The sequence below is a fragment of the Methanopyrus kandleri AV19 genome (assembly GCF_000007185.1).
Lineage (GTDB): Archaea > JAADCQ01 > Methanopyri > Methanopyrales > Methanopyraceae > Methanopyrus > Methanopyrus kandleri.
Map to the genome: position 1 here is coordinate 188,341 of NC_003551.1, position 12,630 is coordinate 200,970.

15 protein-coding genes are annotated in these 12,630 nt (G+C 59.5%); 5 read left to right on the forward strand and 10 right to left on the reverse strand.

The annotated features are described in order from the left end of the window. Window positions 1-19: 19 nt before the first annotated feature. From MK_RS01035 to hemB, 5 genes are read right to left on the reverse strand one after another with little or no spacing between them, the layout of a single operon-like run. The gene (locus MK_RS01035; RefSeq protein WP_011018566.1) at window positions 20-1,279 is read right to left on the reverse strand and encodes an HD domain-containing protein; all 1,260 of its coding nucleotides are present in this window, start codon (window positions 1,277-1,279) and stop codon (window positions 20-22) included. Then, window positions 1,224-1,973: a DUF447 domain-containing protein gene (locus MK_RS01040; RefSeq protein WP_011018567.1), complete on the reverse strand. Its 750-nt coding sequence runs from the start codon at window positions 1,971-1,973 to the stop codon at window positions 1,224-1,226. The genes MK_RS01035 and MK_RS01040 overlap by 56 nt, the downstream gene beginning before the upstream one ends. Further along, window positions 1,949-2,842 carry a triphosphoribosyl-dephospho-CoA synthase gene (locus MK_RS01045; protein WP_226988690.1) on the reverse strand — a complete coding sequence of 298 codons (894 nt, stop codon included), beginning with the start codon at window positions 2,840-2,842 and terminating at the stop codon, window positions 1,949-1,951. Before MK_RS01045 ends, MK_RS01040 begins: the two co-directional genes overlap by 25 nt. After that, window positions 2,839-3,300: a phosphatase PAP2 family protein gene (locus tag MK_RS01050; protein WP_011018569.1), complete on the reverse strand. Its 462-nt coding sequence runs from the start codon at window positions 3,298-3,300 to the stop codon at window positions 2,839-2,841. The genes MK_RS01045 and MK_RS01050 overlap by 4 nt, the downstream gene beginning before the upstream one ends. Beyond that, window positions 3,285-4,244: a porphobilinogen synthase gene (hemB, locus tag MK_RS01055; protein ID WP_148679898.1), complete on the reverse strand. Its 960-nt coding sequence runs from the start codon at window positions 4,242-4,244 to the stop codon at window positions 3,285-3,287. Before hemB ends, MK_RS01050 begins: the two co-directional genes overlap by 16 nt. A 49-nt stretch (window positions 4,245-4,293) precedes the next feature. Between hemB and MK_RS01060 the strand changes: the two genes are divergently transcribed. Next, window positions 4,294-5,151 (forward strand): hypothetical protein, encoded by an 858-nt coding sequence (locus tag MK_RS01060; RefSeq protein ID WP_148679414.1) that lies wholly within the window; start codon window positions 4,294-4,296, stop codon window positions 5,149-5,151. On the opposite strand, the gene hemA is transcribed toward MK_RS01060, so the two are convergent. Next, window positions 5,122-6,336 carry a glutamyl-tRNA reductase gene (gene hemA / locus MK_RS01065; protein WP_011018572.1) on the reverse strand — a complete coding sequence of 405 codons (1,215 nt, stop codon included), beginning with the start codon at window positions 6,334-6,336 and terminating at the stop codon, window positions 5,122-5,124. The two genes, MK_RS01060 and hemA, sit on opposite strands and share 30 nt — an antisense overlap. A gap of 86 nt (window positions 6,337-6,422) precedes the next feature. Between hemA and MK_RS01070 the strand changes: the two genes are divergently transcribed. Then, on the forward strand, window positions 6,423-6,671 hold the full coding sequence (locus MK_RS01070; RefSeq protein ID WP_011018573.1) for a hypothetical protein: 249 nt from the start codon (window positions 6,423-6,425) through the stop codon (window positions 6,669-6,671). On the opposite strand, the gene MK_RS01075 is transcribed toward MK_RS01070, so the two are convergent. Further along, window positions 6,668-7,363 carry a ribosome biogenesis protein gene (locus MK_RS01075; protein ID WP_011018574.1) on the reverse strand — a complete coding sequence of 232 codons (696 nt, stop codon included), beginning with the start codon at window positions 7,361-7,363 and terminating at the stop codon, window positions 6,668-6,670. The genes MK_RS01070 and MK_RS01075 overlap by 4 nt on opposite strands. A 15-nt stretch (window positions 7,364-7,378) precedes the next feature. Here MK_RS01075 and MK_RS01080 point away from each other — a divergent pair, with 15 nt between their 5' ends. Continuing rightward, entirely contained in the window at window positions 7,379-8,077 is a 699-nt protein-coding gene (locus MK_RS01080; RefSeq protein WP_011018575.1) for a phosphoglycolate phosphatase, read from the forward strand. Then, window positions 8,074-9,105 (forward strand): single-stranded-DNA-specific exonuclease RecJ, encoded by a 1,032-nt coding sequence (locus MK_RS01085; protein ID WP_011018576.1) that lies wholly within the window; start codon window positions 8,074-8,076, stop codon window positions 9,103-9,105. The genes MK_RS01080 and MK_RS01085 overlap by 4 nt, the downstream gene beginning before the upstream one ends. Here MK_RS01085 and pyrG read toward each other — a convergent pair. Continuing rightward, on the reverse strand, window positions 9,074-10,681 hold the full coding sequence (gene pyrG, locus MK_RS01090; RefSeq protein ID WP_011018577.1) for a glutamine hydrolyzing CTP synthase: 1,608 nt from the start codon (window positions 10,679-10,681) through the stop codon (window positions 9,074-9,076). The genes MK_RS01085 and pyrG overlap by 32 nt on opposite strands. Window positions 10,682-11,016: 335 nt before the next feature. Between pyrG and MK_RS01095 the strand changes: the two genes are divergently transcribed. After that, window positions 11,017-11,733, forward strand: coding sequence for a UPF0280 family protein (locus tag MK_RS01095; RefSeq protein WP_226988691.1), 717 nt, complete (start codon window positions 11,017-11,019; stop codon window positions 11,731-11,733). A 2-nt stretch (window positions 11,734-11,735) separates the two neighbouring features. On the opposite strand, the gene engB is transcribed toward MK_RS01095, so the two are convergent. Both engB and MK_RS09030 read right to left on the reverse strand, forming a co-directional pair. Continuing rightward, window positions 11,736-12,395, reverse strand: coding sequence for a GTP-binding protein EngB (gene engB, locus MK_RS01100; protein WP_226988651.1), 660 nt, complete (start codon window positions 12,393-12,395; stop codon window positions 11,736-11,738). 7 nt (window positions 12,396-12,402) lie between these two features. Next, a complete protein-coding gene (locus MK_RS09030; protein WP_011018580.1) occupies window positions 12,403-12,576 on the reverse strand; it encodes a preprotein translocase subunit Sec61beta in 174 nt (57 codons plus the stop codon). Window positions 12,577-12,630: the final 54 nt, after the last annotated feature.

Here is a 12,630-nt window from a genome sequence, read left to right on the forward strand (position 1 = left end):
TAACCCCCATAACGTTATCCTAGGCTGGAGGTAGCGCCGACTTCACGTGTTCCACGATTCTCCGAACGCGGGACTCGTCGTCTCTCGTCTCCGGACGCACGTACACCCTAACGGTGGGTATCTCGGAGAGCGTGCGCTCCTTCAGCGTCGCCACGATGTCGGAAACCTCGGATAGCGGGACATCACCATTACGCGTCCTCACGATCACCTCGTCGGAAGAGGGATCGTAAGGAACCACCTTCGAGGAATCCAACAGCACTCCGAAGGATTCTCCCAGGTGTTCCTCGGAGGTCTCCACGGCTACCTTGAAGAGCTCACCATGTCTCGGTTCCACGGCCGCCTGGTACTCGGCCACACACTTGTACAAGCGCCGGTTCTTCAGGACCTCCACGAATTCACGGCTCTCGGGGTTCTCCTCCAACGCGCGTAGTAGGGCGGAGTCGTCCATGCTTTGAAACGCGGATAGTGCGTCTTCGCTTCGACTCAGCCGATCCGGGTCGAATATACGGAGGTCCAGGTCGCCGTCCTCGGCGGCAACGTGCATCGCCCAGAGTAACATCGCGTCGCCGGCACGGCATGTCTTGTGGAAATACACCGCCCTGTACATGTGGTAGCGGGATATCAGCACGGACTCCGCCGCTTCCAACCCCTTCTCATGTACGACCACGGGATCACCCAACTCCAGGGTGTGCAGGAGCCTGTCGAGTTCGATGCGGCCGTACTCCACGCTGGCGTGAAGGGAATCACGCATGAGGTAGTCCAGGCGGTCTACACCGAGGTTCCCGGCGATCACGGAGTGGAGTACGCCAGTCCATCCATCGCCGGGTCCGAACGCCACTTCCAAGGTAACCTCGACGTCCATGGCGTCGGCCCTCTCCAGCACGACCTTAGCTACGGCACGACCGATGTCCTCGTGATCGACCCCGAGCTCCTCCTCCAACAGCGGTTCCGGGACATGCGAAAAGGGCGGATGCCCCACATCATGCAACAGACCGGCCAGCCCTAGCACCTCCTCGATGTAGGATCTCGAGAACTTACCGACGTCCGGCACGTTACGCTTGAGCTCTTCCCAGTGAATCTCCATCACGCGGTCACACAGGTACTTCACGCCCAAGCTATGTTCGAGCCTCGTGTGGGTGGCGCCAGGGTATACCAGCTCCGCGAGACCCAACTGCCGGACTCTCCTCAACCGTTGGACTTCGGGTGAGTCCAGTACGCGCTCCTCAGCCCCCTGTAGCTCGACGAATCCGTGGACTGGTATCCTGATGATCCGGCCCATCCTCTTTCCCCCGTAGCTCTCGTTCGACTTTCTCGACGGCCCACTGGTACTCCTCACTCCAAATCGTCCTCTTGACGACTTCCAGAGCCCTTTTGCAGGCGTCCACGTGGTCCTCATCTAAGTGGATTCGAGTCAACTCCACGAGCGCTTCCAGTAAGGCGGACTCACCCCGGACTAGAGCTCGGGGACGGGGGTGGAGGAGCCCCCACCCTACAACCTGCAACTCCGCCGTCAGCGGTTTCCCTTCGTGGATCTCCTTAGCTTCCAGCTCAAGGTAAGCCCTGGTCCCCTCCGCGACCTTGGTCCCGTCCCCGACGGTCTCGATAGCCAACTCCTTCGACAGCGCTTTCAAGAAGCGGATGGGATCAGGTACTATACACGCGGTGAGCTCTTCGGTTCGAACGAAGTTCTCGTAGGTACGAGAGCCCGGGTACAGGTTCACGACGATGGAATCCCCGCGCACGCGCAGCCCCACAGGTGCTACGTTTTCACCCGCCGGCCCGTCGGTCACCGCGAGAACTTCATTGACGGCATCCCGGCGCAGTCCGAAGAACTCCAGGGGAGGTTCGATCTCCCCGCTCAAGATCTTCTCGGCGATCCGCCGTGCCTCCTCCGGAGTACTTACACGGAACAGCTCGGGACAGGAGAGTACCCTGGCGAGGTACACCGTCAGGGTCTCATCCCCAGATAGCAAGCGTACCCTACCCCCGCCGCCAACAGATCGGCCGTCGAGCCTGGGTTTATACCATCCTCGTGTAACTCACGGTCGAGCTCATAGAGGGCTCGGGTTTCGGTCACCGGTCTGTCCCCAGCGATCCGCAGGATTTCCTGTGCAGCCTCGGAAACTCGTAAAGCCACCCTGAATCCGTGCTTCCTCCAAATCAGCGTATCCGGCCGCGTGGCGAGCTCTTCTAGGAACGTTCGAACCACCGCCTCGTTGATGTCGTACTCCTCGCGCAGCTCTATCACACGGAGGCCGATTCGAAGACTGCGCTCGAGTCCGCGCACCCAATCCTCGGCTACCGCATCACGGTGCGCGGCCGCCTGCAGCGCCTCGTACATCGTTATCCCCTTCTCCAGCACGTCCTCCGGACGTGAAACGTCCGGAGCCCTGGATCCCCGGATCCTGCGCATCCCGCCGGCACCGGCCAACCTGATAGCCCGGTACAAGTAGTACGCATCCCGCTCCTCGGTCTCCTTCGCCAACTTCAGGGCCTCACGCCGAACGTCGCTGGGATCCAAGGAAGCACGGGCAAGAGCTGAAGCTAGCAGGACGTCGAGGAGCAGGATACCAAGATTCGTGTTCCCACCGGTGTGAGCCGACATGGAGTGTCGAACCGCCTCGTAGAGGTAGCGCCCGAGCGGGACGCGCTCTCCCCTGGTCGCCATCTCCGCCACTTCTCGGAGTACCGGCTGTGCGGCGACGGCGCTGGCCAGGAAGTGCTCGAACCTGGTGTCGTCGAAATCCCTGGTTCTGTGGACGTTTCCGGGCTTAGGCCAACTTGAGACCTCCAGAAGCGCTCCGAGGGTTAAGCTGACGGCGATACGCTCCGGCTCGTTCACCAAATGACGAACCACCCCACTACGTAGCCGAGGAGGAACCCCGCCACCACGTCTGACGGGTAGTGAGCCCGGGAAAGCACTCTGGATATCGCCACGATGATGGCCACTACGACGACCACGATCCCCAAATTGGAGGACAGCTTCCAGAACACCGGGATTAGCGAAGCCACTCTGGCGGTATGGGTGCTGGGGAAAGAATACCCCCACGGAGTTCTACCTTCTCTCTGGGGTCGGGGTCTACCGACGACCACCTTCAAAATCTCGCTGGATACCATGGAAAGGACCAGCGCTTCGAGCACCTGGAAACCCAGCGGACGGTCGAACAGCATTAGGATCAGAGAAGAGGGGAATAAAACCCAACCACTGAAGATGAAACCGATGAGCTCGAAGACCGGGTGGGGCCGTCTCGGGATCTTCTCGATCACGCGATGATCGAACCGCACTACGATTTCAGCCACCGCACCACCTCCGGAGCGAAGTACGTGAGTATCAAATCCGCCCCAGCTCTCTTGATGCACGTTAGGGACTCCAGCACAGCGGTCCGGTAATCCACGTACCCCGCCTCGGCCGCCGCCTTGATCATCGCGTATTCACCGCTAACCTGATAGGCCGCGATGGGGTGGTCGAACCTCCGCCGAGCCTCGCGCACCACGTCCAGGTAGGGCATCGCCGGCTTAATCATTAAGATGTCCGCTCCCTCCTCGGCGTCTAGCTCCAGCTCGCGGATCGCCTGGCGGAAGCACCGAGGATCCATCTGGTAAGTGCTCCGATCCCCGAACTCCGGTGCCGAGTCCGCTGCGTCCCGGAACGGGCCGTAGAACGCGCTGTGATACTTGGCCGCATAAGACATGATCAGGACATCGTCGAAACCCTCGCTCTCAAGCGCCTCTCTAATCACCTTCACCCGACCGTCCATCATATCGGAGGGGGCGACTATGTCGGCCCCGGCTTCGGCGTGGGAAAGAGCCACCTCCGCCAAGACCTCCAGGGTGGGGTCGTTCAGCACCTTACCCGTATCCTCGTCGACGAGGCCGCAATGACCGTGGGTAGTGTACTGGCAGAGACAAACGTCCGTGACCACGACAATGTCGTCGCCGTACTCCTCCTTGAGCGCCCGCACGGTCCTTTGGACTATACCCTCGGGATCCGCGGCGACTCGACCTTCAGGGTCCTTTTCTCTCGGGATCCCGAAGAGTATGAACGCCCGTAGGCCCAGGTCCAGGAGTTCTCTAACTGTCTCGACGGCAGTTTCCACGGAGTGGTAGCGTTGACCGGGCATTGAGGGAATTTCGTGGGTCTTCCCGTCCTCACGTACGAAGATCGGGTAGATTAGATCGTCCGGGCGCACTTCCGTTTCGGCGACGAGATCACGGATCGCCTCGGACTTACGATACCTGCGCATGCGGACGGTCGGATACAATCCGTCTCTCCCCCACGGGGAGTGCTTCAAGTTGATACGCGGGAGGAAGGAGTCCCGTGAAACGGCGTTCGGTGTGGTAGACGTGTTCAAAGAGGCGTTCATAAAGTGGTCGGAGGGATGGGCGCGGCTGAAGGAGTTCGACCGGGAAGAAATGCTAAGCGCTTATTCTAGCTTCTTTCGGAGTCGATTTGGGGTGAATTTTAAGGAGAGAAACGTTGTGGAACTTTTGAATCTTATTTACAGAATAGCCGTCGAGTATAGGAATATACTCGACGTAGGTGAGAAGACTTTAACTGGCAAATTACGTACATATTTCATTCCTGTTATAATGGTAATTATGGTAAAACAGTTTTATGGAAGAATTAAAAGAAAAGAAGCAATGAAGTACGTACGGGACGCATTACAGTTTTACAAGACGGCGTATGAGTTATCAGGTAGGGAAGAAGGATTTGAGGAAATATTGGTTGGATCCTTATTACCTATTGAAGTGCGTAAGGGAGAGAAATTGCCGAAATTCTTCGAAGAATCGTTTAAAGATAGCACCATTAGGAAATTTTTAGGGTTAGAAAGCGAGTCTGGCTCGGTAAAATTTGGACTTGGATGTGTATTCATTCCATCATGGCAATTTCGCGAGCTAAGGGCTGAGATAAAATTCGGAAAAGGGTTCGGTAGAGACGGAGGTTATGTAGAGTACGTGGTGCACAGAGCGGGAACGTTTCGTGAGTGTTTACTCATGGTCCCACAGCTGAGACTCGTACTCGTGGAGAACGCCGATACTCCCGACAAGCGGGTGTTCTTACCGTTCGATATGTTGGAGCTCGTACCACCGGATCCGGCGGCGAGGATGAAACTGGAGAGTCTAGCCGTTAAGCTCACTCGCCCGTCTTAGGGCCCTGCACGCCGCTCTACGGTACTCGTCCGGCAGCTCCATGATCGCGGACGTCAGGACGTTGATCAGCCGCTTGGTGTAAGCCTCCGCGAAGTCTTGGAGGACGTTTTCCGGATCTCCCGTCTTCAACCTCCGCAGTGCGCGCTCGAGCTCCCGATCCTTAATTTCATGCAGCGACTTCGCGACATCGGCCACGAGGCGTCGCTCCTTCAGCTTTTCAAGCTCTTCTTCCACGGTTGAGAGTTCCTCTTCGATTAGCTTCTCCACCTTGGGAATCTCTTTACGCCGCCTCTCGAGGTTCTCCCGCGCGATCACTCGGAGATCATCGATAGTGCGTACCTCGACGTCTTCGATGTTCTCCACTCCCTCTTCGACGTCTCTGGGATTAGCGATATCGATTATCAGGATCGGGGATCGACGATCTCTCTTACGCAAGGCTTCTCTAACGTCGTCGACATGGATCACGGGATGTGGGGCGGCCGTCGCTGAAACCACGACATCCGACCGGGCGAGATGATCCACGAGCTCGTCGAACCGTACCGCCTCTCCGCCCAGATCCCTCGCGAGCTCGACGGCTCGCTCGTAGGTGCGGTTCGCCACGAGAACTGCTCTGACGCCCCTATCGACTAGGGACTTAGCCACGGTCTTTCCCATCTCACCGGCGCCGACTACGAGAACGGTCTTATCGTGGAGGGATCCCAGCTCCCGCTCCGCCAGCTCGACAGCGGCGGATCCTATAGACACCGCACCTTCACTGATCCGAGTCTCCTCCCGGGCCCGTTTGCCCAGGTTGATCGCCCTCCGGAAGACTATCTTGAGGGCTTCATCCAACGTACCCAACCGTGCGGCACGGTCGTACGCCTTTTTCACCTGACGTAGGATTTCCTGCTCCCCCACCATCATCGACTCCAGCCCACAAGCGACACGGAATAGGTGCCTCACAGCTTCCGAACCTCGTTTAACCCAAGCATCGTCGTGTATGAGATCCCCAAGCTCCTCGGCACGATCCCTAGCCCCCGAGGCGTACACCTCGACGCGGTTGCATGTCTGAAGGAGGACACAGCCGGAGAGTCCGAAGGACTCGACGATGTCCCTCACAGCCTCATCGGACTCGAACCTGGCCTTCTCCAGCTCCTCTACTTCCGCCTCCTTGTGGGTGATACCGACGCACACCAGGTCCTCCATCTACCTCCCTCCTCGCGGTTGTCGGTCAACGTGGTCGCACGATGTTAATTAGCGGCCGGTTCCATCGTGGCAGGGGGGAGAATCCCGTGTCGAAGTCCGAAGCCATGGCCCACCTTTCCGTCATGGAAGCGACCTATAACGTGAAGATCAAGAACAAGGAGGAGGCTGCCGAGGCGATCGCGGAGAAGGCGATGGAGTTCGGAGTCGAACCCATCCACATCTGCACTGCCCTCAACACTTGGCTGGCCCGCATGATGTCGGAGGGAGAAATCGAGGAGGGTGACGAAATAGAGATTCCACGGGAGCTCATCGAAGGTATCGAGGTGAAGGGCTAACCCAAGATGCCGGCGGCCAGCTCGAAGGCCGTGACGATTCGTGCAGCCACCGTCCACGCGTCCAGGGGTTCGTCGTATATTCGAACGACATCGTCCGCACGATCGTAGAACTCCTCCGAGAAGTCCCCCTTCGGGAAGCCACCCACCACGACTCCTATCCTTTCCACGCCGGCGTCCAGGAGCCCGGCCATATAGCCGACGGGTTCGATCAGATCGCCTCGTTCGGAAAGTAACACGTTGACCTCGTTGGCCTCCAGCACGTCCCACACGCTGACATCCAGGACCTCTATCAGCGGCTCATCGGAATCCGGAGGCGCCTGACCCTCCTTGAGGACCTGCTCCATGAGCCCAATGAACCGATACTGATCCCTCGGTAGCCTGACGTCTCCACGGAACCATATGACGCGGTCATGTCTGGTGTGTACGTACACGTCTAGGGCGTTCTCCCGGGATGCGGGGGAGTCCAGTACGTGAAGCAGCGTCACGTGAACTATGTCGGGGCGACCCCGACGGTCACGCTCCGGGAGCCGTTTATCGCGCATGGCTACGTGATGCTTGCTCGCTATGAGGAGACATTCTCCCGGCTTTTTCCCACGTCGTTTCGCCCACCTCACCACGTGTTGATGGCCCCTGAGCTTGGGCGGGATGAACTCCAGCTCCGACTCCGCTAGCACGAAACAAAGACGCGGCATGCGGGGGCTACCCCCGTGACGTCCCTCGTCATCACGGATATCGACGGCACGATCACGGGAGATGATAGAGCCGTCCACCTAAAGTGCATCCGGTACCTGCGGGAACTACAGAAACGCGGGATACCGGTTGGGATCGCCACCGGTAACACCCTCTGTTACTCCAGATCGGCGGCGACCCTCCTCGGCTTCGAGGGTCCATTGATTGCGGAGAACGGAGGGATAGTCGCCGTGGACGACGAGGAGATCAGCACGGTGCCCGAAGAGGACATCGAGTTAATTCAGGAGGCGTACCGAGAGCTCCGTCGGCGACTCGGTGTGAGGCGTACCGAACCACCAGGGCTCCGCCGGACCGAGGTCGCTATCTATCGGGATGTACCCATCGAGGAAGTCGAACGCGTGTTGGATGGGCTCGGATACTCCGGCCGTATCGAGGTAGTGGACACGGGCTTCGCGTATCATTTGAAGTCCAAACGGGTGGACAAAGGGAAGGGGCTCTTAGTCATCTGTGAGCGACTCGGTATCGACCCGGACGACGTGGTGGCCATAGGAGACGGGGACAACGATGCTCCACTGTTGAAAGCGGCGGGGCTGGGCGTGGCACCCGCGAACGCCACTGAGAACGTCAAACGGATCGCGGACGTAGTACTCGACGCCGAGAACGGTGAGGGAGTCGCCACCTTCCTTCGGAAGCTCCTCGAGGAGGTGGACGCTTGAAGCTGTATCCGTTAGTCCGTAAAGTGTTGAAGTTGCTGTCGTCGGCCGATTCCATCGGTATCATGGCTGATACCGATGCGGATGGCGTGTCGGGCGCAGCCACGCTCTGTGAAGCTTTCGGGGTAGCGGAGGACGACGTGTGGTTCCCCTCGGGAGGCTTCTACGGAGTGCCTAAGGACGCGCTCCGCGACATGCTAGAAGACTACGACGTCGTCGTCACCGTGGATCTTACACCTCCTCCCTTCCCGGAGGCTAGAGACAGGGTCGTGGTCATCGACCACCATCCCACGGACAGCCACTATCCGATGACTGTCAATCCGTACGAAATCCCAGCCCTCCCAACTCACACATCGGCGTCGGCTCTGGTCGGCATGCTCGCACACCGCACGGGAGGGCTGAATCGACCGTGGGTCCCACTGATAGGAGCGGCCGGGGACGGTATGGAGGGAGGGGCCGTGTACGAGACGCTAGCCTCGATGACGGATCCGGGGTATCTGGTTCCGAGTAGGGGCCGGAACCTCACCCCGCTGCAGGACGCGGCGGCTACCGTGAACGCGGCGCGTCGGGTGAAGTACGATGTAGGGGCCAGAGAAGCGCTGAAGGTGCTGATGTCGGCTGATTCCCCGTACGATGTGACGGAATCTCACCTACAGCGGTACCGAAAGCGAGTGAGGAAGCACCGGGCCATATGGTCGGGTGAGGCGGAGCGCACGGCGCACATCGTGGAAGGGGTCGGTTACGCGGAGATCCACACCGAAGTGGACGTCGAAGGGTTGGTCGCCCGTGACCTCGTCGATCGATTGAACCTCAGATGCTCCGTGGTGGTCAACCTCGCCAGAAAACCGTGCGGTCTTTACAAGGCGAGCGGTAGGTCCCAAGGCTTCCCGGTGAACGAGTTGATGGTGAAGATGGCGAGGTGGTTGGAAGGCTCCAAGGCCGGTGGACATCCCAACGCGGCGGCGCTGCATTTCTCCGACGGTGATCCACGAGAGGCGTTCAATCGGGCCCTTGACCTGCTGCAGCCTTGATGAGGCCTACGAACGGCGGCGACGGGTCACCGGGACGGGACTTGAACTCCGGATGGAACTGTGTGCCAACGAAGTAAGGATGATCCGGCAGTTCGAGGGCCTCCATGCGCCCGTCGGGGGAGTGTCCCGAAAACCTCAGTCCATGGTCCTCCAGTTCGCGAACGTACGACGGGTTCACTTCGTAACGGTGTCGATGCCGTTCCAAAACGATCTCACGGTCGTCGTAGAGGCGTCTGAGGAGCGATCCTTCCTCGAGCACCACGGGCTCGGCGCCTAACCGCATCGTGCCTCCTTTCCGCTTCACTCCGCGCTGTTCCGGGAGCAAGTCCACGACGGGATGATCGGTGTCGGGATTGAACTCCGTGCTGTGAGCGTCCTCGAGCCCGAGAACGCTGCGGGCGTACTCGACCACGACGAGCTGGAAGCCCAAGCAGATACCCAGGAACGGAACGTCGTTCTCCCGGGCGTATCGAACCGCCTCGATCTTACCTTCGACACCTCTCTTGCCGAAGCCACCTGGAACTAGTACACCGTCGGCGTCTTTCACCTCCTCCCACGCTTCGGAGTCGCCGGCTTCGAGCGCCTCCGAGTCCACCCACGCTACGTCCACGCCAACCCCGACATGAGCCCCGGCGTGGACTAAGGCCTCCCGGATGCTGATGTAGGCGTCCGGTAGGTCCACGTACTTACCCACGACCGCGATCCTGATCTCGTCGTCGGCTTCCTCGATCCTGGTAACGAAATCCAGCCAGTCGGAGTAATCGGGCTCGTCCGCGTCGAGACCCAGACGCTCGCAGATGTAATCGCCGAAGCCCTGACGCTCGAGCAACAACGGCACCTTGTACACCAGATCGACGTCGTGGGCGTCGATTACGGCCTCCCTCGGGACGTTCGTATGCAGGGCGATCTTCCGTTTGACGCCGTCGTCGAGGGGACGTTCACACCTGCACACGATGGCGTCCGGCTGGATACCTAGACTACGGAGCTCCTTGACGCTATGTTGGGTGGGCTTCGTCTTCAGCTCGTGGACGTGTTCCAAGTATGGGACGTAGGTCAGGTGGACGAACATCACGTTCTCTCGACCTTCCTCCAGCTGCAACTGCCGAACCGCCTCGTAGAAGGGCATCCCTTCAATGTCGCCGACGGTACCGCCTATCTCCACCAGCACGACGTCCGCACCGCTGGCCTTGCCCACCTCGCGGATCCACGACTTGATCTCGTCGGTTATGTGGGGAATCACCTGGACGGTCTCGCCCAAGTAGTCCCCACGGCGCTCCTTTTCGATCACCCGCTGGTAGATCTTGCCAGTCGTGATATTGTGGGCTCCGGATAGCGTGACGTCCATGAACCGTTCATAATGGCCCAGGTCCAGATCCGTCTCAACACCGTCCTCCGTGACGAACACCTCTCCATGTTGAAAAGGGTTCATGGTGCCCGCGTCCACGTTAATGTAAGGGTCGATCTTGACCGCGGTAACTTCCAGCTCTCGTGCCCTTAGGATCCTACCGATAGACGCCGTGGTGATACCTTTCCCGATACCGGACACTACCCCACCCGTGATCACGACGAACTTCACGAGCGCCCCTTCACGCTCCGAGACTCGAGAAAGAATAAGGTTGCGCGGTACTTCCCGATCCGCTCGGAACCGGACGCCACCCATCCCGTCCGCCTCTCGCCCGAGGTCGAGGTGCTTTGACACACCTAATTTCGGCGGTTCTCGATGCCGTTACGCCATCATTCGAACGATAAGACCCGAACGGTGCGCCGTAAAAAAGGACTCCTCCGCGACCGCGGGTACAGTCAGGCTAGAATCGCAACAATGATCGTCGTACTGGGTTTGGCGCGGCCAGTACGTTTGTGAGAATAACTCTCGAACGCCCGGTTCTCGGAGGTGAGAGGCCTTTGTACTCCATGCGAGTGGTGATCGAGGAAACCGACGTGACCATACGGGCGGACTCGAAGGAGTCCGTATCATCGGCGGCAAAGGCCGTGAAATTGCATCGTTCCGAACTCGACCGGTACGTCGCCAAGGATCCTGCTTTCGTGACGGCCAAAGTACCGGTGAGAACGCTTGAGGGCGCCCCCGAGGTCGCGAAGCTGATGTCAAGAGCTGCGGAACCGTTCGGAGTGGGTCCGATGGCGGCGGTAGCGGGAGCCATCGCGGAGTTAGCGGCCCGAGCCTCGGAGCCGACGGTGATCGTAGACAACGGGGGCGATGTACAGGTCAGGGCCAGGAGATCCGTAGTCGTCGGCCTGTACGTCTCGGACGACCATCCTCTCTCCGGTAGAATTGGGTTCGAGATCGAAGGAGTGCTCGGAGTCTGCACCAGCTCCGGCAAGTTCGGCCACTCTTACAGCGCCGGGAAGGCAGACGCCGTCACGGTATTCGCGGAGCGAGCTTCGCTCGCGGATGCTGCCGCCACGGCCATCTGCAACCTTACTTCCGGTGACGACCCGGAGGCCGCGGTACAGCGCGCCCTCGAGTTCGCCGACGACTTCACCGGGGACTTGATCGAAGCCGCCGTCGTTATTCGAGGGGACTTCGTCGGGATTTCCGGCCGTCCACCCAAGATCGTGTCGCTGAGAGGTGGCCGGATTAAACCAGCACGCCTCGAACCGACTATCTAGCGCTACTTCGTGCGGAAGAACCGGGCGAACTCTGGATACCCGGCTTTCCTTACCCTCTCCTGCAAAGCCTCCAGGAACTCTACGAGACCTTCTCCCGTCTTGGCCGAGATCGGGAACAAGGTGTCGAGCCACTGGCGCCACGGGGGGAAGAGGCCTAACGCCTCGGCGACGGCGTCCATGTGTTCCTCGAACTCGATCGGTTTGATCTTGTCGATCTTGTTCGCCGCAACTATGGGGTCCAATCCTACCTCGTTCAGGAACTGGAACATCTCACGGTCGATGGGTATTTCGCCCCTCCGCTCCCAGCGTTCCGCTATCTCCGGAAGAGCCTTGGCGTCCACCACGTGGATCGCGAACAGGATATTATCCTTTTCTTCCAGGTAGCGAACGATGAGATCCTTAACGCGCTCTTGATACCTCCTGGGAACCCCGCTCATGAACCCGAATCCGGGCATGTCGACTAGAACGAGCTCGCCGTCTAGCTCGTGAAAGACGGGTTTACGGGTGACGCCGGGACGCTTACCTACTCGGACGTCGGCGGCCCCTCTGGTTATCGCCCTGATTAAGCTGGACTTACCCACGTTCGAGCGACCTACGAGCACGATTTCGGGCAGATCCCGCTCTTCGAGCGGGTCCTCCGGCACGTAACTGTGAACCGCCAAGACGCCCTTACACCGCCGCCATCGTGTGGGCGATTATCAGCAGCACGGCCACCGCGAAGCACGCGTAGAGTATGTAATCAGGGTCTATCTTGATCCCGGGCGCTTCCTCGTCCCAGAAGCTTAGGATACCCGCACGTGCCGGTGGCATCTCGGCCCTCTTCTTCTCCATCTTCTTACCCAAACCCGCCACCCCCAACACCGTACGATCGTGCCATCTAAATACGCTTGCACCCGC